We start from the raw sequence: 19,499 nt of genomic DNA, 5'->3' as shown, positions 1-19,499 counted from the left end.
AGCACTTAGATAGTGTGAGAATACTCAATAAAATTAGCTTTCCGAATTATTATTTAATGTCGAATGACGTTAGATGAACAAAATTTGTCTGGAAACCATAGAGCTGTGGTACCACCTGATCCCATTCCGAACTCAGAAGTGAAACACAGTATCGCCGATGGTAGTGTGGGGTCTCCCCATGTGAGAGTAGGTCATTTCCAGGCGCCTAATAAAACAGTAAGGCCACTCATTAGAGTGGCCTTTTTGTTTTGTGTCGAAAAATTATACCAAATATTTGTCATTGATAGTGTGGCCGATATGCCCATGTGAGAGTAGGTCAGTTGTAGGCATCTAATAAAGCACTTAGGCAATTTTAATCGAGTTGATTTGCGTTTTTGTGGCAAATAATTTTTGTTTGCTGATAACATCTAGTGAGTTAAAAAAGTGATTAACTATCGCATTTGATTGGTATAATCTGCTATATCTCTTCACTAGGATCATTATGGACTGTCGGCTCGGATGTGGTGCATGTTGTATAGCACCTTCAATAACAACTCCCATACCTGGAATGCCTGATGGTAAGCCTGCAGGTGTCCGCTGTGTGCAACTCAGCGAAGACAATCTATGTATGATATTTGGTTCATCACTCCGACCAGCGGTTTGCAGTGGTTTTTCTGCTAGTGTAGATGTTTGTGGTACCACAAATGAACAAGCTTTATGGTTGATCACTGATTTAGAACGTGTGACATGCTAAAGTCGTCTTTTCTTTTGAGTTTGGTTTATAAATGCAATTAACTCGCTATACAGATTATGGGATCCGAATACTCATGTACCTTGCTGTACAATCAGAGCGTGAAGCTCTGTTTCGTATTGCGGAGGTGACCAAGGTTTTCGATTTATCTTCAAATCATGTTGCTAAAATTATTCATCAACTTGGTAAGTTAGGTTATTTGCAGACTATTCGGGGTAAAAGTGGTGGTTTCAAGTTAGCTATAAGTGCCAAAGAGATTAATATAGGTACTTTAGTCAGACAATTAGAGCACTCTTTAATTCCGGTTAATTGTGAAGAACCCTTTTGTAGATTTACGCCTGTTTGTAATTTGAAAGGTGTTTTAGGAAAAGCAGTTGCTGCGTATTTAGCGGTTTTAGATGGATACACTTTAGCGGATATTGTCAGTAATAAGTCTGATTTGGTTTCAACCTTACCTGATTTATCTATCTCAGTGTTTTATGTGAGCTAGTCGGGTAAATCTTGGCGATGTCCACAGCGAGTAATTCAGAAGTGTTAACTAAATTAATCCCATTCGCTTTTAATCTAGGTAAGTTAGCTTTTAAATATGCGACTGTTTCTGGATAAGGGTGTGCGATAGCAACTAAGGTTCCTTGTTGCTTTGCTTGGGTGATTATTTGCCTAAACTGTTTCTCTAGCGCGAAAAGCCGCACATCATTGTCTAAAAACACCTGTCGCTGTAATAATGGCACGCCGACATCTTTTGCTTGCACCCCCGCTTTACTGAATCGCGTTGTCATGCTGTCAACAAAGTAGGCTTGTTTGTGCTTTAAGCTTTGCATAACCCATAACATGGGGTTTTCTAATTGGGTGAGTAAACTGCCCATATGATTATTTGCACCACGGGCAAAAGGAATATTATTAAAAGCGGCGTTTATTTCAGATTTTATTTGTTGCTCGCTCATGTCACTGGTTAATGCACCGGGTCCCAAACTATTGCCACTTAATGCCTGCATTGGTAGGTGGATCATGATCTCGTGACCTTTGTTATGACCTTCTAGTGCTAACTTTTGTCCAAGAGGAGTGTGGGGTAAGACAGATAAAGTGATGTTTGTAGGCAAAGATAAAACAGCCTCATCGGTTTGACGATATCCGATATCGTCAATAATGATAGCTAAATTAGCCGCATTTAGCGGTGATAAATAGATAATTTGTAACAGTAAAATTAATAAAAAGCGCACAATGAATAAGTTTTTTCTTTTTGATTTATTATTTTATCTGCCATCAATCCAAGCTATGGCAGAAGCGACTTGTTGATCGTAGCTGTTCTCTAGCACATTCTCTGAATCGATTATAGGCATATTAGTGAGGTCAGTGACAGAAGAAATTGCGATTTCTATGTCAGGATCAATTCCCTTTTCATTAATATAATTGCCATTGGGTGTGCTGTAATTGGCAATTGTCAATTTAACTGCGGTGCTATGGCCTAACATTGGAATAATACTTTGTACTGTGCCTTTGCCAAAACTGGTTTCACCAACTAAGGTTGCACGATGATTTTCTTGTAGTGCAGCCGCTAGGACCTCCGATGCGGAAGCTGAGCCTTTATTAATTAAGACAGCCATAGGGATGTTGGTAAAGATACTTTGGTTAGATGCATAATACACTTCGTTAGCATCAAAGAAACGACCATTAGTTGAGACAATTTTACCTTTTTCTAGGAATAAATCTGCAATGCTAATAGCCTGTTCAAGTAAGCCTCCTGGGTTATTTCTAACATCCAGAATGATGCCTTTAAGAGCAATGTTTTGCCACTCTTTGGCCTGTTTAACGATAGCGTCAGTGGCATCTTCTTGAAAACTGGTTAAGTGTATATAGCCGATATCACCATCAATTATTTGGCTTTCAATTGATTGAATATATACAAAATCAGGTTCAAGAGTTAACAAGGCTTCTTGGTGACTATTTGTTTTTTTAAGCGTTAAATTAATGGCGAAATTATGGGTGCTGTGAAACCTGATTTCAGTTAATACCGATTGAAAATTGGTTTCATCAACCTGCGTATCGTTGAACTTAATTATTTTGTCCCCAGCCTCAATGCCGGCGCGTTCAGCTGGAGAGTTTTTAAATGGGGTGACAATTGTTATTTGACCGTCATCAGTGGCAACTTCGAAACCAAAGCCAAAATATTCACCACGATTAGCATTATTCAAGGCTTGGTATCCATCTTCACTCAAAAAGCCTGAATAAGGATCTAATTTATCAAACACACCTTTTATTGCAGCGTTAATTAGACTTTTACGGTCAACCTTATCCATGTAATAGGTTTCAATGGTGTCAATGACGTCAACTAACAGCGGGTAATCTGCATCGTAATAGATAGATTTTGGAGGTGTCTGTTCCGAGCTTGAAATGCTAAGTGATAGGGCAACACTGGCACCCAGAACAAAGCAACAGATATAACGAATAAGTTGATACATAACTGCCCCTCACGAACGGGCAGTTTGCGTCAGTTTTAGCGACAGTACCTCGCCGGATCGACCGCTTGCCCTTTATGTCTTATTTCAAAGTATAGGCTAGGTTCCGTCTGTCCACCTGAACGTCCGACTAAAGCGATAGATTCACCGCCGTTAACATTGTCACCCGCATTTTTGAACAGGGTTTGTGCATGGCCGTATAAGCTCATATAACCTTTACCATGATCAACCACCATCACCATACCAAATCCACGTAACCAGTCGGCATAAATTACTTTGCCCGCGGCAATGGCTTTGATGTTTTGGCCTTCTGGCGCAGTCAGTACCGCTCCTTTCCATTTGATTTGACCTGAACGACTACTGCCAAAGCGTTCACTTACTCGGCCCTTTGTTGGCCATTTCAGTTTGCCTTTTTGATTTGCTAAGCCATTCATTGATGGATTTGATTTTGCTGTCGCCACAGCCTGTTCCACAATGCGTTTTAAACTGGCTTCCTCAATTTGCAGTTGTTCAAGCTGCGCTCCCTTGTCGGACAATGTGCGCTGTATTTGGGTGAGGGTTTGTTGGCGTTGATTTTGCTCGTTAGCTAACTGTTTAGCTTGCTGCCTTTGGTCAACCATCACAGCATTAAGTTGTTGCTGCTTTTTTAACTGCTCATTTTGCACTTTGACCAGTTGTTCGCTGGTTGTTTTAAGTTCATTAATTGCTTTAATTCGAGCATTATTCAAATACTGGTAATAAACCAACATACGTTCAACAGTTGAAGGGTTTTGCTGATTCAGCATCATTTTGCTGTAATCGTGGTTGCCCGCTAAGTAGGCGCTGGATAACTGCTTAGATAAGGTTTTTTGTTGGCCTATTTTACTTTTATTTAAGCTTGTCTGTTTTTTTTCAAGTTCGGTTAATTGGGCGGTAATGGTTTTTAATGATACTTGGGTTTCATTAACACGTTGTGCAGCACGCGCAATCGCTTGTTCATCCTTTTTAAGTAAGGTGATTAGTTTTTCTCGTTGCTTTGAAGTGTTTTTTAAGTCATTTTGCTGCGCACTAATCTGCGTTTGAATAGACTTTAACTCAGATTGGCGTTTACTGAGGTCGGCGCCGGCGGCGTTTGCTGAAAGTATTATAAAGCCAGCAACAATGCTGGCTTTAACAAATAAACGAGTTATCACAGGTAATTAATTACTCTTGTAGGTCAATGATACAGCGGCCAGTCATTTCGCTTGGCACACTTTGCCCCATTAACGTTAACATCGTTGGTGCGATGTCACATAAGCGGCCCTTATCTTTGATAGTAGCATCACGACCGACATAGATGAAAGGAACTAATTCGCTAGTATGTGCAGTATGCGCTTGACCGGTTACTGGATCGGACATTTGCTCAGCATTTCCGTGGTCTGCCGTGATAATACATTCGCCACCCACTTTAGCGAGCGCTTCAACAACTCTGCCCACACAGGCATCAACGGCTTCACAGGCTTTTACTGCCGCGTCAAACTTACCTGTATGACCAACCATGTCACCGTTTGGATAGTTACAAATAATGACATCATATTTAGCAGACTCAATCGCATCAACCAATTTATCGGTTAATTCTGCTGAGTTCATTTCTGGCTGTAAATCATAGGTTGCGACTTTTGGTGATTCAATCAAAATGCGATCTTCACCATCAAATGGCGTTTCTTTACCGCCATTGAAGAAGAAGGTGACGTGGGCATATTTTTCAGTTTCTGAAATTCGTAACTGAGTTTTGCCTTGCTTTTGAAGTGTCTCACCCAGTGTGTTGACTAAATTGTCAGATGGGAAAGCGACAGGGACGTTAATGTCAGCGGCGTATTCTGTTAGCATAACAAAGTTGATTTTAGGGGTTTTGTGGCGAATAAACCCATCAAAATCAGCATTTACAAAGCTGCGAGTGATCTGACGTGCGCGGTCTGCACGAAAGTTCATGAATATTAATGCGTCATTATCATTTAATGCAGCCACTTGGCCTGTTGCATCGGTAATGGCAGATGCAGAGACGAACTCATCATTTTCATCACGCTCATACGCTGATGTTAGCGCAGTGACTGCATCGGTATATTCAAACTTACCTTTGCCTTCAGTGATTAACTCATATGCTTGCGACACTCGATCCCAGCGGTTATCTCGATCTAGTGCAAAATAACGACCGATTAATGAAGCAACTCTACCCGTGCCAAGCTCACTAAATAACGCGTTGAAGTGTTCGATACTGCCTTTTGCGCTGCGAGGAGGTGTGTCGCGGCCATCTAGAAATGCATGTAAGTAAACAGCTTTAGCTCCACGAGCAACAGCCATTCGGCACATTGCTTCAATATGCTCTTCATGGCTATGTACACCACCGGGTGACAATAATCCCATAATGTGGACCACCCCATCATCGGCGATAGCTTTATCCACCGCCTCTACTAAAGCAGGGTTTTGTTCAAACTCATGGTCAGCAATTGCTTTACTGATACGAGTCAGCTCTTGATAAACGATACGGCCAGATCCGATGTTGATATGGCCCACTTCAGAGTTGCCCATTTGACCATCAGGTAAACCAACATCTAAACCAGAACCAGAGATTAAGCTATTTGCATATGTTGCCGTTAACTTATCTAAAACGGGAGTGTTGGCATGAAAAATCGCATTATCCTGCGGATTTTCACGGTAGCCCCACCCATCTAAAATAAGTAACGCCAGCGGACGTTTTGTCGTCGTCATGGATATACCCTCAAAGTGAAAAAATAGAAATTAAAAATGAAATTGGACAAATATTACTACTTATCCGCAGTGGGAAACAGACTTAGGTTCGATATCGGGGCTGCTGATGATTAAATTTCATTGATGTGTGCGTTTATCTGCAGTTAAGCACGTTAGACAGGTGAAAACTGTTGCTTAAATCGATATACTCTTGGCCAAATTAATCTTAGCTCAATCCTTTATAGGCAGTGATCATGCAAGAATATATCGAATTTTTAAGAGCAAACCCAATGTTGTCATTAGCTTGGGCTGGCTTATTTGTTGCTTTGATTGTAACAACATTCAAATCCAGCACATCAAAAGTAAAGAATGTAAATAATCACGAACTGACTTTGATGATGAATAAGCAAGACGCGAAAGTCATTGATGTACGTGGAAAAGAAGAGTTTAAAAAGGGCCATATCGTTGATGCGCTTAATGTTCCTTTGTCTGAAATTAAAAATAATCAAGCCACGAGTCTTGAAAAGTTTAAAAGCAGCCCCATTATATTAGTATGTAACGCTGGCATGACATCATCTCAAGCAGCTCAGCTTCTTGTTAAGCAAGGCTTTGAAAATGTTCATAACCTTAAAGGTGGTATGGGCGACTGGCAATCAGCAAATATGCCAGTAGTAAAAAGCAAGAGATAGTCGTAAGGTTTATCATATTGAAGTAAAACAAAGTGTTGGTAACATCATCAGCACTTTTGATCCTGCTTGCCAAAAGAGCTTTTTCAGTTTTTAGCAGTGCGATCGACTTGAGGTAAAAGCGAAATTACTTTCGTTGTAAACCCAACATCATATTCGCTCCATAGAGAAAGCGAAAAATAACATAGATAGGTAGGAAATCATGGCTGAAGCAGTAGCAAACAACGAAGCAAGTGCACCACAATTTAACATTCAGCGCGTATATACAAAGGATTTGTCTTTTGAAACGCCAAACAGCCCTGCTGTTTTCCAAAAAGAATGGAACCCAGAAGTAAAGCTAGACTTAGACACTCGCAGTGCAAAGTTATCTGACGACACTTATGAAGTGGTACTTTCTTTAACTGTAACCGCTAAAAATGGTGACGAAACGGCATTTTTATGTGAAGTACAACAAGCGGGTATCTTCTCAATTGTAGGCTTAACTGAGCCACAACTTGCTCACTCTTTAGGTGCATACTGCCCGAACGTACTTTTCCCATATGCGCGTGAAACCGTATCTGGTCTAGTTGCTCGTGGTACTTTCCCACAACTTAACTTAGCGCCAGTGAACTTTGATGCATTATTTGCTCAATACGTTCAACAGCGTCAAGCCGCTGCAGCAGCACCAGCTGAAGCAAACGCATAAGTGATGAATAACGCTGCCGAAATAACGGTATTAGGGGCGGGGTCTTATGGCACCGCCCTTGCTATTTCTTTAGCAAGCAACGGTCATAAAACCTTGTTATGGGGGCATGACCCTAAGCGTATGCAAGCGTTAGCTGACTCTCGTAGCAATGAAGCTTATTTGCCAGGCATTCAATTTCCTGATTGTTTACAAATTGAGCCTGATTTAGCCAAAGCTTTAGCCGCCAGCAAGAATATTTTGGTCGTCGTACCCAGTCATGTCTTTGGGGACGTACTTAAGCAGGCTAAACCGTTATTGCGCAGCGATGCACGTATTGTATGGGCAACCAAAGGCTTAGAGCCTGAAACAGGTCGTTTATTACAGGACGTTGCAAGAGAGCAGCTTGGTGAGCAATATCCACTAGCCGTGTTATCAGGCCCTACGTTTGCCAAAGAGCTCGCAGCAGGATTACCTACAGCGATATCGGTAGCAGGCACCTGCCCAGAATTTACCCATGAACTTGTAGAATTATTACATAGTCCTAAGCGGTTACGGGTGTATGCCAATGATGATTTTACTGGTATCCAACTGGGGGGCGCAGTTAAAAATGTCATCGCAATTGGTGCAGGTATGTCTGATGGTATTGGGTTTGGTGCTAACGCACGTACTGCATTAATCACTCGAGGTTTAGTCGAGCTATCGCGTTTAGGTGAAGCCTTAGGTGCAGATGCCTCAACTTTTATCGGTATGGCTGGTTTGGGCGATTTAGTGCTGACCTGTACTGATAATCAATCTCGAAATCGCCGCTTTGGATTAGCATTAGGCCAAGGTAAAGATGTGCACAGTGCACAAGCTGAGATTGGGCAAGTGGTTGAAGGTTATCGCAATACCAAAGAGGTTTACACTCTGGCAAAGCGTTTGGGGGTAGAAATGCCTATCACTGAACAAATTTATCAAGTGTTATATCAAGGTAAAGCCCCTGTCGATGCGGCAAAAGAGTTGTTAAGCCGAGACAAAAAATCGGAAACGATAAAGAAGTAGTCTAGACGAAACTCTCGCTCTTAAAATCACACTAAGGATGCTAAAATAGCATCCTTTTTTGTATCTGAACGTTTTTGTCAGTCAAACCAGAATGCAAAACAACTAACAGTTTATATGAGGCAATAACGTGAAACATCATGATGTAATCATTATCGGCGCGGGTGCAGCAGGGTTAATGTGTGCAGCAACGGCAGGTTATCGTGGTCGTGATGTGCTTGTGCTCGATAATGCAAAGCAAGCCGGGCGTAAAATTCTGATCAGTGGCGGTGGCCGATGTAACTTCACTAACCAGAAGGTAGAACCGGCTAACTTTATTTGTGGCAACCCTCATTTTGTAAAATCGGCATTGGCCCGTTATCGTTCAAGTGATTTTATCGAGTTAGTTGAGCGACATGGTATTGAATACCATGAACGTGATCACGGGCAATTATTCTGTAATGATTCCGCCAAAGACATCGTCACTATGCTGCTGACCGAATGTGAATGGGCGGGTAATAAGATCCAACTGCGCACAGAAATTACCTCAGTGACTCAGCAAGATAATGGGCGTTTTACACTCATCACCTCAAATGGCGACTTTAGCTGCGAGTCATTGGTTATCGCCACTGGCGGTTTATCTATGCCTAAATTGGGGGCGACGCCTTATGGCTACAAACTTGCTGAGCAATTTGGTTTAAAAGTCTTACCGACTCAGGCTGGGCTTGTACCATTTACCTGGCATGCAGCACAAAAAATAAGATTTGAGCCTTTATCTGGCATAGCTGTACCATCAACCATTACCGCTGCCGATGGCACTCAATTCTCTGAAGCCTTATTATTTACTCACCGTGGGCTATCAGGCCCTGCGGTGTTGCAAATATCTAATTACTGGCATCCTGGTGAGGCTATTTCAATCAATTTATTACCGGGTGAAAACGCCTTAGACAAAATCGAACTTGCATTAAAAAACCATCCTAAACAGAGTCTGCGTAATACCCTCAGCCATTGGCTACCCAAACGATTAGTTGAAGCCTTGTTTGATGAAGCTCAATTAGATAAAGCCTTAAATCAACTTGGCCATGGCGAGCGTGAAGTTCTGGCTTGTGCGTTGAATAACTGGTCTATTGTCATGAATGGCACAGAGGGCTATCGCACCGCTGAGGTAACGTTAGGTGGGGTTGATACTAATGAGTTGTCATCTAAAACCATGCAGGCAAATAATGTCGCCGGATTATTCTTTATTGGTGAAGTGATGGATGTCAGCGGTTGGCTAGGAGGGTTCAACTTTCAATGGGCATGGGCCTCTGGCGTCGCTGCGGGGATGGCGGTTTAGTGTGTAGTGACAATAAAGTTTGCCCGTAAGCACTAAAGTTTGTCCGTAAGAGTTTTTTCAGACAATAAAGTTTGCCCGTAGTAACTTTTGGTACTATGCTTTTTCTGGATGGAATATATCAGGAAATGTTATGTCACGCGGAAGAAAACTTGAATCCTTTAAAGATTATCAGCGAGCCTTAAAAAATAAGTATGGAATTGGGCAAGGCTCTGATTATAAGCCATGGTTTGAAATAAAAGATGTAAAAGGTCATGGGACTAGATCGATAATCTTCGGAAGAAAGTCTCAGCGAAGTCATCATATGATGTCTTCAATTGAGAGTGAGCTTTTCTATTTAGCGGAGTTCTCTGACAACGTCGTTGATATAAGAGAGCAGTTTCCTATTTTACCTCTTAACTACACGCAGAAAGTGGCGAGTATCTTAGGTGTTAAGCATCCTACCCATCCCAAAACGAAAGAACCTATCATTATGACAACGGATCAGTTGCTTACGATTGATTCTATTCAAGGTATTTCATATCACGCAATTTCTGTTAAGCCTGAAAGCGAATCTGATAAACAACGAGTACTCGAAAAGATTGATATTGAGCGAGTGTGTTGGGAGCTGCTTGGAGTTAAGTTTAGCTACTTCACTGGTAATGAATTAACCAAAATCCAAAGTCGTAACCTTGATTGGGCAACCGCCCCGTTCCGTGACAATCCAACTCGTTTTTCTCATGAACAGATTAGTAGCGCTTTGACGGTTATCAAGGTTGGCCAATTTTTTTTCGACGATCTGTGTAATAAATTAATTTCATTGAATATAGCTTCTCACGATGAGGCTCAATTGCTTATTCGCTACTTAATTGCAGATAAGTTCATTGATGTGGATTTATCATCAAATATTCCTGAAATAGGGGTTTTAGATGTCAAATCCATTTTGCTCATGCAAAGAGGTGTTGTGAATGCAATTGCATAGAAACAGCGTTTGGGAATTAACAGGCTCCGATTTAGCTGAAGATGGTTTATATCGAGTTCTAGATATTATGCAAGATGTTGCATCTGTTATCCTGCTATGCCTAAGTAACGAATCAGTAACCTCTCGACCCTTTGCTATTTCTATGGAAGCATTTATTGAGCATGTAAAAAGTAAGAAAGCCAAAAAATCGGAGTTTACTTTGCCAACTTATCTTTTGGTGGCAGAGGAGAATATCTCAGAGGAACATATTGCTCGTAGAGATAAAAACTATGGCCTAATTGAAAGTATTGTTTCAGATCGGGCTTTTGTTTTTGATTACGCGACTAAAAAACGTGTTCCACATCTTGCAGAGTATGCGATCAAAGCTGGAGTTGATCGTAAAGCATTGTCCCGACTTCTATCGCAATATTGGCGTTACGGTCAGGATAAAATGGCACTTCTTCCAGCATTTTCTAAAAGTGGCGGTTTTGGAAAGGATAGGAAGCCAACAGACAAGCCACTTGGGGCACCTAAACAACCAAGAACGCTAGCGGTACAGAGAGCTGCTAAATACATAATCACTGATATAGATAAAAGTAAGTTTAAGAAAGCAGTTAAAAAGTACTACCTAAAGCAGACCAGACTGACATTATCAAAAACATATAAAAACATGCTAATTGATAGTTATGCTGATGAAGTACGCATTGCGAATGCATGTGGCAAACCGCCTGCTGTACCAACACTTAAACAGTTTAGTTACTGGTCAAAGAAAATATTTAGCAAAGATGAATTTATTAAGGGTCGGATAACAGAAAATGATCACCTCAGGAATAAAAGAGGTTTATTAGGAAGTGTCATCCAAGATAGCTATTTACCTGGAACTCATTTTGAGATCGATGCCACTGTTGCTGATGTTCATATTGTTTCTGATCTAGGCTCGCAGCATGTATTAGGTAGACCAACAATCTATATTGTTATCGACAGAGCTAGTCGAATGATAGTTGGTATGCATGTATCGCTTTACCATGCTTCATGGCGTGCTGCTAGACAAGCATTATCAAATAGTTTTTTACCTAAATCTCGCTACTGCAAAGAACTTGGTGTGAATATCGATGATTCAGAGTGGCCTTGTTCACATATTCCAAAGGAACTGGTTTGTGATAATGGCGAAATGATTGGCTTACAGCCTAAGAAAGCACTAAATCCAATGACTAAGCTTTCTTTCACACCCCCTTACAGGCCTGACTGTAAAGGAGTGGTTGAGAAACGTTTTGATATTCTAAATAAAGAAGTTATTCATGAATTTTTGGGGACTACGAAAGGTGGTAATATAGTCAGAGGTAGTCGAGACCCAAGAAAGGATGCTATCTACACTTTAAAAGAAGTGACTACAGAAATAATAAAAGCCATTCTAGAGCATAATAGATCCATTTTTGACGACTTAGCTTTTTCAAGTCCGTTATTAGTAGAACATGACTTATCACCAACACCAATCAATTATTGGAAGATTCATCTTGGCAAGCATAAACATGAACTTCAAGCCGCACTTCCTGATGACGTTATAGCTCGTTTACTTCCTCCAGTTGAAGTAAGTATGACACGCAGCGGTATACATTTTAATGGATTGTATTATTCATGTTCAGAAGTTGAGGAACGTAATTTAGCATCTGTTGCGAGGTCGTCAGGTCAATGGCGATTAGAAGCTCGAATTGATGAAAATACTACCAATTACATTTATGTGAGGCTAGATAAAAATCATGGTTTTACACTTTGTCATCTGCTGCCTCGTAGCCGCATGTTCAAAGATAAATTTATGTATGAATCTGATTTTATTCAAGACTGGCTAGACTCCAAAAAAGAGTTAAGCCCTATAAGCGTAGAATCTATTGATGATCACCAAAACCGTCAAAAGATGACAAAAAATGCTAAGGAGCGAAGCAAGAATTCTGAAAAAATATCGTTTGCTGAAAAAACACAAAATATCCGCCAACGCCGCAAAGATGAATTAAAAGCAACGACGAACATGCTTGAGCAAAATACAGAAAGCATAGAAACATTTGATTCTATGTCATCAAATGAAATAGTCGGTAAAGTCGTTTCTCTGCCAGTTGGCAGAAAAAGAAAAACAAAAGGAACTCCATCATGATAACGACTAAAGCAATTTATCATGATGCAATATTGCCGGAACACCGAGGCAATCCTTTAATTGAAGCACTCCCCACAAAGAGTTCCTGGGAAACAGTTATGGAAGTATTCAGTAACTATCCTGATTATGCTGAAGATATTGCTGAGCACCCAAACCCTTTAGTAAGAGATGAATACTTAAATAGAATTGAAGAACTTCGGCAGCCTTTGACAGACTATGAAGCCTGCTTTAGAGCGATAGAGAGAGCAATTAAAAAGGGATATTCAGCGAAAAACCCACTCAGTCCAACCACTGCACAATATTTACATTATTTAGTTGATGAAAGACCAGAAATAGAGCCTAGGACAGGCTTCTTTCAACCCAAAGGAGAAGGTTTAACGCTAATTGGGGAAAGTGGTGTAGGCAAAACATCCATGCTTGAGCAAGTGCTTAGCTACTTTCCTAGTGTAATTGAGCATGACTCATACAAAGGTCGCTCTTTAGTTCTCAGGAAGCAAGTTGTTTGGATAAAAGTCGATTGTCCAAGTAATTCAAGTGTAAGAGATTTGTGTGAAGAAATTTTATCATCATTAGATCTTTCATTGGATAGAGAAAAGACTAAACCAGCAGGAACAATTGGTGCACTTGTTCGCCAATTAGAGCAATGCATTAAATCTAGTTTTCTAGGAATGTTGGTTATAGACGAGATGCAAAACTTACAGTTTAAACGAACTGGTGGTGAGAATAATCTACTTAGGTTTTTGCATCGGTTAGTGAACAAATTAGGCGTCCCTCTTTTCTTTGTTGCTAACCCTCCATTTGATCAGACCTTAGTTAAAGAGCTAAAAGCTGCTAGACGAGCTGAAAGTGGGTATCACCATACAATGTCAGTTCTTGCGAAGGAAAGTGATTCGTGGAAAGCATTCATTGCCCAGCTTTGGAACTACCAGTGGACTAATGTATACACAGAATTGACTGATGAGCTTAATCACTCACTTCACCTACTATCTGTTGGTAATATTGATATGGCAAGCCGTACCTATCGTGAGGCGCAACGCTTAGTGATAGGTAATGCCGATGAAAGAATTACAGTATCAACCCTTGAAGCGGGTAATGCCATTGCATGTGGTTTATCACGACAAACTAATGAAGTTAAAGAGTTAATAAGTGCAATTGTGCTACCAACGGGAAAACAGCGTCGCAGCATGAAAGTTGATCCACAAAAAGTGCTCACTGTTGATAAGACTGGCGATATCACAAAACCGCAGCATCCAGAGTTTTCCTCTAAACTGATTGAATTACTGGGTGCAGTTGATTTGCTCGATAGAATAAAAGATCCTGATATATTTCAACAAGCCACAGGGCTAGAAGATCCCATTGCCTTTTTGAGACAACAAAAATTAATGCTTGATGAGCCGTTAAATGACCTGTGTTAGTCGTCCTTCGAAAAGATTATCACAACCTTAAATACTGCAATTTACATAATTTCGTCTAAAATTTAGTCATTGAGTAACTAATAATAAATTTAGGGGGGGAAGAATGATACTTCCCCTAGCCTTTCCTAATGAAATCTTGTTTAGCCGTCTTGTCCGTCATTTCACCTTAACAGGCATGACAATCGAGAATTACCTCTCTACTGTATTCGATAATCACAAGGTAACTATTCACCCCTATTTGACTGCCGGACTTTCTCAACTCAGTGAGTTTAGTCTGGAGTCACCAGTTGAATTGATGAATGAGCAGACGCTTGCGCCCTTATTTATTCATTTCTTGCCATCTTATCAATCAACTATTTCATCAGGGCTGCTGTCTAGTAACGCAGCTTATGCCATCAGGGCTTGTCAGTTAACAAGTGTCAAAGAAAAAGAGTCTTTATCCATTAAATTTTGCCCTCAATGCTCAATAGAAAATATTCAAGAGTTTGGTACATCGTATTGGCATCGTTCTCATCAAATCCCAGGTATTGAGTCCTGCTATAAGCATCAAGTATGGCTAGTTCATCTTCCTCTAGTTGAAAGGTCAAAGCTGAACCGTGGTTTCTTACCTCAAGTAGATATAAGCCCAAAGCAAAGTAGTTCACTTAGCTATGAGTTAGCAAAATATGCTACCAATTACCTTGACTGTGTAAGCAAAAATAATCAGAGCTTCAATGTGAAAGACATAATCACCAAGCTCGATAAATTAGGTTTTGTCACTAAAAATGGGCATTTTCGTAGGAAAAGATTAGTTGAAGATTTCTATCAATTTACTCAAGACCTCGCTTACCAGTCACAACATCTGTTGCCTGAGTCATCAACAGACTTTAGATATGTTTCGTATTTGCTTTCAGGTAAGGTTTCTCAACATCCTTTTAAATACCTCTTGTTGGGATTCTGGCTATCTAAGCATTTACCTTGTGAAGAACATAATGAGCCTGTTACGGACGATTCCGCTCCAGCAGAGCTACTAGAAAGCAAGTGCATTGCATTACTGCATCAAGGTGAATCGATGGCAAGTGTGGGGCGGCTTATTGGTAAAAGCCGATGTTATGTTAAAGCCCTAGCATTAAGGCTTAATATCCCCGTTAACCTTAAACCTAAACAGATAACCGAGGACATGAAATCTAAGATTATGTTCCTTGCCAGAAAAGGCTTTCATCGGAGCGAAATGGCTAAACGAGTGGGTATATCAGTTGGAAGTGTTGAACAGCAAATATCTACTTCATCAGAGTTAGTTCAATGGCGTAAACAATGCCGGCATGAGTCTAAAAGGAGAAGATACAAGCTTCAAATCACCAGATTTATCCAGCGTAAACCAAAGACGATTCGACAACAGATTAAGTCCTCATGTAATGCCGCTTTTTTTTGGCTGTATGCATATGAAAAACAATGGCTAGAGTCGCACCTTCCTAAAGCTCAAAAACCTGTTGCGAAGCCAAGGGTTGATTGGCATCAGCGAGATCTAATGTTAGTGCCTCAGGTTTGCGCTATTATGGAAAAATTCCAAAATCAGCTATCAAGAACGCAACTTGATAAGCTGCTTGGAGGTCATAGTTGGTTAACTAAAAAAAAGCATAAATTACCGCTAACGATGAATATGTACAGCAAGTTAATCAAAATGGATGAGCTATAAAGAAGTTTTGACTCTAATCATGTTGTAATAGGAAATGAGCAATCCTCAGACATTATTTATTGGTAGAGTGACACCGCATTGGCTTGGATGCTGCCACCGCAGTCATTTATAGTGTTTGATATTTCGACCGACTGTTAAACGATGATAATTAACGACCTTTGCAATCAATTCAATAGAAATGCCCTAGTTTAAAAGGACTTAAGTCTGATATCTTCTAACTTTAGTCAACTACTGATAACTGGTAGTGATACTTTTTCTTTGGCGGGATGCAGCCTCGTATTTTCAGCTGTTGGCTGCTTCTAGCCTATGATTATCACAATTACTATCGAAATTTTGGGATTAGATTTTTAAAGGAACTAATAATAGTGAAGTATGTCGGTGATATTCTAGAAGGACTAGCCGTAGGAAATTCTAATCCAATAAACTCTAATTTGTTGGGTCGTAGTGCTTTTAATCGATATTACTACGCTTCATACCTTATTACTCGGGATATGTTGGAAGAACTAGAGCCTAAGTGGGCAAGAACTTCGCATGCAAATATCCCTTTAACTCTTAGAGAAACGATTAGAGCTCCGGTAAAAAAAATACTGAGAAATCAGCTTGAAAAAGGTTTAATTTCTTTTACTCAACAGAGTAAGCTGTGGTCAAGTTTAAGAATTGAAAGTGAAGCATTAGCTGAATTATTAGAGCAAGCTTACGATCTCAGGGTTCGTGCTGATTATAAACCAGAAGAACTGATAACTAGGTCTGGTGATGTAATAATGCTTGGGGGTAACAAACTGGCTACTGCAAGAGCATGGCCTGATAGAACAAGCGCTCATTGTAAGTCTATTATCAAGGTTTGGAAGGAGGTTGGACTTGCTTAAAAAAGAGAATATATCAGAGTTCCCAACAGAACTGGCTCGAATATTTGTATCAGATCTGCAGATTAGACCTACAGATGGTTCTATCTTATTATATATACCTAAAGATAAGATTGCTGATATAGGAGGTAATGGTTTTATATCTTTAAGGCAAATTAAGAACACTTCAGCCAAACTCGAAGCTAAATATCACGTTCCTGTTAATGTGGTTTACTTAAAATCCAGAAAAGTAGAGTCTTTAGAGTCTGGGTTGTTACAAATGTTGAATCTTAGGTTTGGTGGTGCAGTAGAGCAGCTTTATATGTCAGTTTCTGATTCTTCTGAGGTTAATTCGTGGATATCAGTGTCAAACCTAACAGACTCTTTAGCGCGGGAAATATATCAAGTATATGAGATTTTGCTATCTGAATCGTCGATGGAGCTTATTGATGTACATTGGAATAATTCTGATTTAAATTTACCATCTCTTCCTTATATACTTAAAATAACTAAGAACTTACAACCAGCGACACTTCAATCTTTGAATAGTGAGTTGATGGTTGATTACCCTAATGTTTCTGAAGTTTGGTTAAATAAACAGTATGATAAACTGATTAAAAAGGGCTTTGTGGTAAGGGAGCATTCTTTCAAGAGTTATTCGTTAACCGCTGAGGGCCTGTCATTAATTCCGAACTCATCAAATAGAAATGGTTCTGATGTTACTAGAGCACTTGCTTTAGGAAGGAGAAAGTGGTGAAATTAACTTCAGGAGCGGCGATGAATTATCGTGAGGGTGTGTATCATGCCCGATTGCGAAGGCTTGGCACAGAAGCAGCGATGGACACACGTCCATCTTCTCTTCGCTCAGCTGGACGTGTGTCCATCGTTGATATAGAAATAATGTTAAAGAGATTGTGCCAATGAATGCCGCGCCGCTCCTAATTTCTTACCATGAGCTTGAAAGCTATTTAAAAGCCCTGCCGGAAGCTCAAAGAAAACGTTATTCGACCGAGATATCAAGATTATTTAATAAAAATTACCCTCCAGTAGTATCTCCATATTGTTTGGCTATTTTGTTTGGTTATTCTTTAGAGTTCGTTCATGCACTTTGTAAAAAAAAGCACAAATACTACCGCACCTTTACTATAAAGAAGGGTAAGAAAGTTAGAGTGATTCAAGCTCCAAAGGTAGCTCTTAAAGTTATCCAGAAATGGATCGGATATCATTTAGGGCTTAATTGCCGATTTCCAGAACACGTGTTTGGGTTTATACCTGGAACTTCAGCTCTAATGGCTGCAGAGATGCATTGTAATGCACACTGGGTGTACTCCATAGATATTAAAGACTTCTTTTCTTCAATTTCAGAGGTCTTAATTACGAAAGCTCTTCAAGAAATAGGGTATTCGAATATAGGTAGTCAATTAGCAGCCTCTCTTTGTTGTTTTAATGATTTTTTAGCTCAAGGTTCCCCTGCTAGCCCAGTTCTTTCTAACCTTGCGATGACAGAAATAGATATTAAACTTAGGGCCGTTAGTGAAGAGTTAGATATAAAGGTAACTAGGTATGCTGATGATATTGTCTTCTCTGGTAAAAGTGTATTTCCTGATAGTTTGAAAGATCGTGTTATTCAGATATTTGATGGTACTGGTTTAGAGCTTAATGCAGATAAAGAATATTTTGCGGACTCTCAAAAGGGCCAAAGATTGAAAGTTCACGGTCTTTTAGTTAATGGGGATAAACCCAAATTGACTAAAGGTTATAGAAATAAGATCCGTGCTTATAAACATCTACTTGGCTCTGACAAGGTCTTAGATAAGGATTTGAAAAGGCTAAATGGACATTTAAATTATGCTAATTCAATAGATAAGTAATATTCTTTATTTAAATGTATATTCAAGATGATGAGTCTCTTCAAAGTGCAATTTTTCGGTCAATAGTATTGTCTGGTGAAAGCTCGTTTGAAAATGTTCTTGGGGAAAATGGCTATTGGCTACATAAACCAACGGCTATTGGTCTAGGCAATTGTTTTCTTCAAAGTGTAAATGACAGAAGTTTATTTGAACTTGTTAGACGTTCGGGCTTAGCACAAGTACCAGAAGGACGGTTTTCCAACCTATCTCTTTTGGTTGCGGAATTATCAGGTATTTTTGTAGGTAACGACACCAACAATCCTAATGAAAAAGGGAAGCTTCAAGTTGGTTTTTGTGAGCAATGTATTAGAGAATCCATTGAAAAATTGGGATTTGGGTATTTTAAGTCTGAATGGTTGAATTGGAAGACAAACAAGCAGTGTGTACATCATAAAACTCCTCTCCACTATATGGTTTCTAATACCCGTAAAAAAAACGCGGCAGCTATTTTAAAAGTACTCTCAGGAGACTTTTCTACTGACGTAACTGTTGGGCATAAAAAATATATCCATGATTATCCTTTTCATCTAAATTTTGAATCGCCTTCACTGCAGGAAAAAAATGAAATTTGCTATCTCCCTTGTACTAAGTGGGATTTGTATTGTTGGTTATCAAAAAACATAAAAAGATTGAATAACAACAACAAGCTTAGGAAGAGCCTTTGGTTTAAAAACTTTAGTTCTTACACCTTTTTCTCTGATGAAACACTTGAATTTATGTGTGCAGCTATAGAGTTAAATGACATTGATGGAATGGATGGTTTTATTCATTCTTATTTAGAAAAAACCTTGTGTAGACATGATATTAACGGTCGATTCTTATTTCAATATAACGCCTATAAGTCAAAATTTCAGAACTGTTCGAAGTGTATTTTCTACTCTGAACGTGAAACATGTCCAAATTTTGCCATTATTCAGGTTGGGAATACGGAGAAGAGACATATAGCTTCGCCTACTCATACCTGTGGTGTGATGCTAGA

18 protein-coding genes and 1 rRNA gene are annotated in these 19,499 nt (G+C 39.8%); 15 read left to right on the top strand and 4 right to left on the bottom strand.

Going from position 1 to position 19,499, the window contains the following annotated elements:
* The first annotated feature begins 87 nt into the window (after positions 1–87).
* From rrf to NE535_RS18005, 3 genes are all read left to right on the top strand, one after another.
* A 5S ribosomal RNA gene (gene rrf, locus NE535_RS18015) occupies positions 88–203 on the top strand.
* A 278-nt stretch (positions 204–481) separates the two neighbouring features.
* Positions 482–733, top strand: a complete 252-nt coding sequence (locus NE535_RS18010) for a YkgJ family cysteine cluster protein (protein WP_261299964.1) — start codon at positions 482–484, stop codon at positions 731–733.
* A 31-nt stretch (positions 734–764) separates the two neighbouring features.
* Positions 765–1,220, top strand: a complete 456-nt coding sequence (locus NE535_RS18005) for an Rrf2 family transcriptional regulator (protein ID WP_261299963.1) — start codon at positions 765–767, stop codon at positions 1,218–1,220.
* Here NE535_RS18005 and NE535_RS18000 read toward each other — a convergent pair.
* Genes NE535_RS18000 through gpmM form a run of 4 tightly spaced genes read right to left on the bottom strand, consistent with a single transcriptional unit; the run spans position 1,195 to position 5,913 of the window.
* Positions 1,195–1,950 carry a divergent polysaccharide deacetylase family protein gene (locus NE535_RS18000; RefSeq protein ID WP_261299962.1) on the bottom strand — a complete coding sequence of 252 codons (756 nt, stop codon included), beginning with the start codon at positions 1,948–1,950 and terminating at the stop codon, positions 1,195–1,197. The two genes, NE535_RS18005 and NE535_RS18000, sit on opposite strands and share 26 nt — an antisense overlap.
* A gap of 33 nt (positions 1,951–1,983) precedes the next feature.
* Positions 1,984–3,189: a S41 family peptidase gene (locus NE535_RS17995; RefSeq protein WP_261299961.1), complete on the bottom strand. Its 1,206-nt coding sequence runs from the start codon at positions 3,187–3,189 to the stop codon at positions 1,984–1,986.
* Positions 3,190–3,224: 35 nt separating this feature from the next.
* On the bottom strand, positions 3,225–4,358 hold the full coding sequence (locus NE535_RS17990) for a murein hydrolase activator EnvC family protein (RefSeq protein WP_261299960.1): 1,134 nt from the start codon (positions 4,356–4,358) through the stop codon (positions 3,225–3,227).
* A gap of 10 nt (positions 4,359–4,368) precedes the next feature.
* Complete coding sequence (gene gpmM / locus NE535_RS17985) at positions 4,369–5,913, bottom strand: 2,3-bisphosphoglycerate-independent phosphoglycerate mutase (RefSeq protein WP_261299959.1); 1,545 nt, start codon at positions 5,911–5,913, stop codon at positions 4,369–4,371.
* Between the two features lie 233 nt (positions 5,914–6,146).
* On the opposite strand from gpmM, the gene NE535_RS17980 reads away from it, so the two are divergent.
* The 12 genes from NE535_RS17980 to NE535_RS17925 form a co-directional block, all read left to right on the top strand.
* Entirely contained in the window at positions 6,147–6,581 is a 435-nt protein-coding gene (locus NE535_RS17980) for a rhodanese-like domain-containing protein (protein WP_261299958.1), read from the top strand.
* A gap of 199 nt (positions 6,582–6,780) precedes the next feature.
* Complete coding sequence (gene secB / locus NE535_RS17975; protein WP_188841620.1) at positions 6,781–7,263, top strand: protein-export chaperone SecB; 483 nt, start codon at positions 6,781–6,783, stop codon at positions 7,261–7,263.
* A gap of 3 nt (positions 7,264–7,266) precedes the next feature.
* Complete coding sequence (gene gpsA / locus NE535_RS17970; protein ID WP_261299957.1) at positions 7,267–8,283, top strand: NAD(P)H-dependent glycerol-3-phosphate dehydrogenase; 1,017 nt, start codon at positions 7,267–7,269, stop codon at positions 8,281–8,283.
* 127 nt (positions 8,284–8,410) lie between these two features.
* Positions 8,411–9,595 (top strand): BaiN/RdsA family NAD(P)/FAD-dependent oxidoreductase, encoded by a 1,185-nt coding sequence (locus tag NE535_RS17965; RefSeq protein WP_261299956.1) that lies wholly within the window; start codon positions 8,411–8,413, stop codon positions 9,593–9,595.
* A 130-nt stretch (positions 9,596–9,725) separates the two neighbouring features.
* Positions 9,726–10,553 carry a TnsA endonuclease N-terminal domain-containing protein gene (locus tag NE535_RS17960; RefSeq protein ID WP_261299955.1) on the top strand — a complete coding sequence of 276 codons (828 nt, stop codon included), beginning with the start codon at positions 9,726–9,728 and terminating at the stop codon, positions 10,551–10,553.
* A complete protein-coding gene (locus NE535_RS17955; protein WP_261299954.1) occupies positions 10,540–12,678 on the top strand; it encodes a transposase in 2,139 nt (712 codons plus the stop codon). The genes NE535_RS17960 and NE535_RS17955 overlap by 14 nt, the downstream gene beginning before the upstream one ends.
* On the top strand, positions 12,675–14,093 hold the full coding sequence (locus NE535_RS17950) for an ATP-binding protein (protein ID WP_261299953.1): 1,419 nt from the start codon (positions 12,675–12,677) through the stop codon (positions 14,091–14,093). The genes NE535_RS17955 and NE535_RS17950 overlap by 4 nt, the downstream gene beginning before the upstream one ends.
* 103 nt (positions 14,094–14,196) lie before the next feature.
* Positions 14,197–15,768 (top strand): TnsD family Tn7-like transposition protein, encoded by a 1,572-nt coding sequence (locus tag NE535_RS17945; protein ID WP_261299952.1) that lies wholly within the window; start codon positions 14,197–14,199, stop codon positions 15,766–15,768.
* A 365-nt stretch (positions 15,769–16,133) separates the two neighbouring features.
* Positions 16,134–16,634 carry a hypothetical protein gene (locus NE535_RS17940; RefSeq protein ID WP_261299951.1) on the top strand — a complete coding sequence of 167 codons (501 nt, stop codon included), beginning with the start codon at positions 16,134–16,136 and terminating at the stop codon, positions 16,632–16,634.
* Positions 16,627–17,367: a helix-turn-helix domain-containing protein gene (locus tag NE535_RS17935; RefSeq protein ID WP_261299950.1), complete on the top strand. Its 741-nt coding sequence runs from the start codon at positions 16,627–16,629 to the stop codon at positions 17,365–17,367. Before NE535_RS17940 ends, NE535_RS17935 begins: the two co-directional genes overlap by 8 nt.
* Positions 17,368–17,530: 163 nt before the next feature.
* Entirely contained in the window at positions 17,531–18,481 is a 951-nt protein-coding gene (locus tag NE535_RS17930; protein ID WP_261299949.1) for a reverse transcriptase family protein, read from the top strand.
* Between the two features lie 68 nt (positions 18,482–18,549).
* Positions 18,550–19,499: hypothetical protein (locus NE535_RS17925; protein ID WP_261299948.1), on the top strand; the 950-nt coding region annotated here is incomplete at its 3' end.

Origin of the sequence: Shewanella holmiensis, assembly GCF_025370255.1 — a bacterium.
GTDB lineage: Bacteria > Pseudomonadota > Gammaproteobacteria > Enterobacterales > Shewanellaceae > Shewanella > Shewanella holmiensis.
Note: the sequence above shows the minus strand (reverse complement) of the source record. Positions and strands in the feature narration are given on the sequence as shown.

Coding starts and splice junctions, on each gene's coding strand:
- NE535_RS17945 (WP_261299952.1), top strand. CDS start 14,197: ATGATACTTCCCCTAGCCTTTCCTAATGAAATCTTGTTTAGCCGTCTT.
- NE535_RS17930 (WP_261299949.1), top strand. CDS start 17,531: ATGAATGCCGCGCCGCTCCTAATTTCTTACCATGAGCTTGAAAGCTAT.
- gpmM (WP_261299959.1), bottom strand. CDS start 5,913: ATGACGACGACAAAACGTCCGCTGGCGTTACTTATTTTAGATGGGTGG.
- NE535_RS18010 (WP_261299964.1), top strand. CDS start 482: ATGGACTGTCGGCTCGGATGTGGTGCATGTTGTATAGCACCTTCAATA.
- NE535_RS17955 (WP_261299954.1), top strand. CDS start 10,540: ATGCAATTGCATAGAAACAGCGTTTGGGAATTAACAGGCTCCGATTTA.
- NE535_RS17995 (WP_261299961.1), bottom strand. CDS start 3,189: ATGTATCAACTTATTCGTTATATCTGTTGCTTTGTTCTGGGTGCCAGT.
- NE535_RS17980 (WP_261299958.1), top strand. CDS start 6,147: ATGCAAGAATATATCGAATTTTTAAGAGCAAACCCAATGTTGTCATTA.
- NE535_RS17960 (WP_261299955.1), top strand. CDS start 9,726: ATGTCACGCGGAAGAAAACTTGAATCCTTTAAAGATTATCAGCGAGCC.
- NE535_RS18005 (WP_261299963.1), top strand. CDS start 765: ATGCAATTAACTCGCTATACAGATTATGGGATCCGAATACTCATGTAC.
- secB (WP_188841620.1), top strand. CDS start 6,781: ATGGCTGAAGCAGTAGCAAACAACGAAGCAAGTGCACCACAATTTAAC.
- gpsA (WP_261299957.1), top strand. CDS start 7,267: ATGAATAACGCTGCCGAAATAACGGTATTAGGGGCGGGGTCTTATGGC.
- NE535_RS17950 (WP_261299953.1), top strand. CDS start 12,675: ATGATAACGACTAAAGCAATTTATCATGATGCAATATTGCCGGAACAC.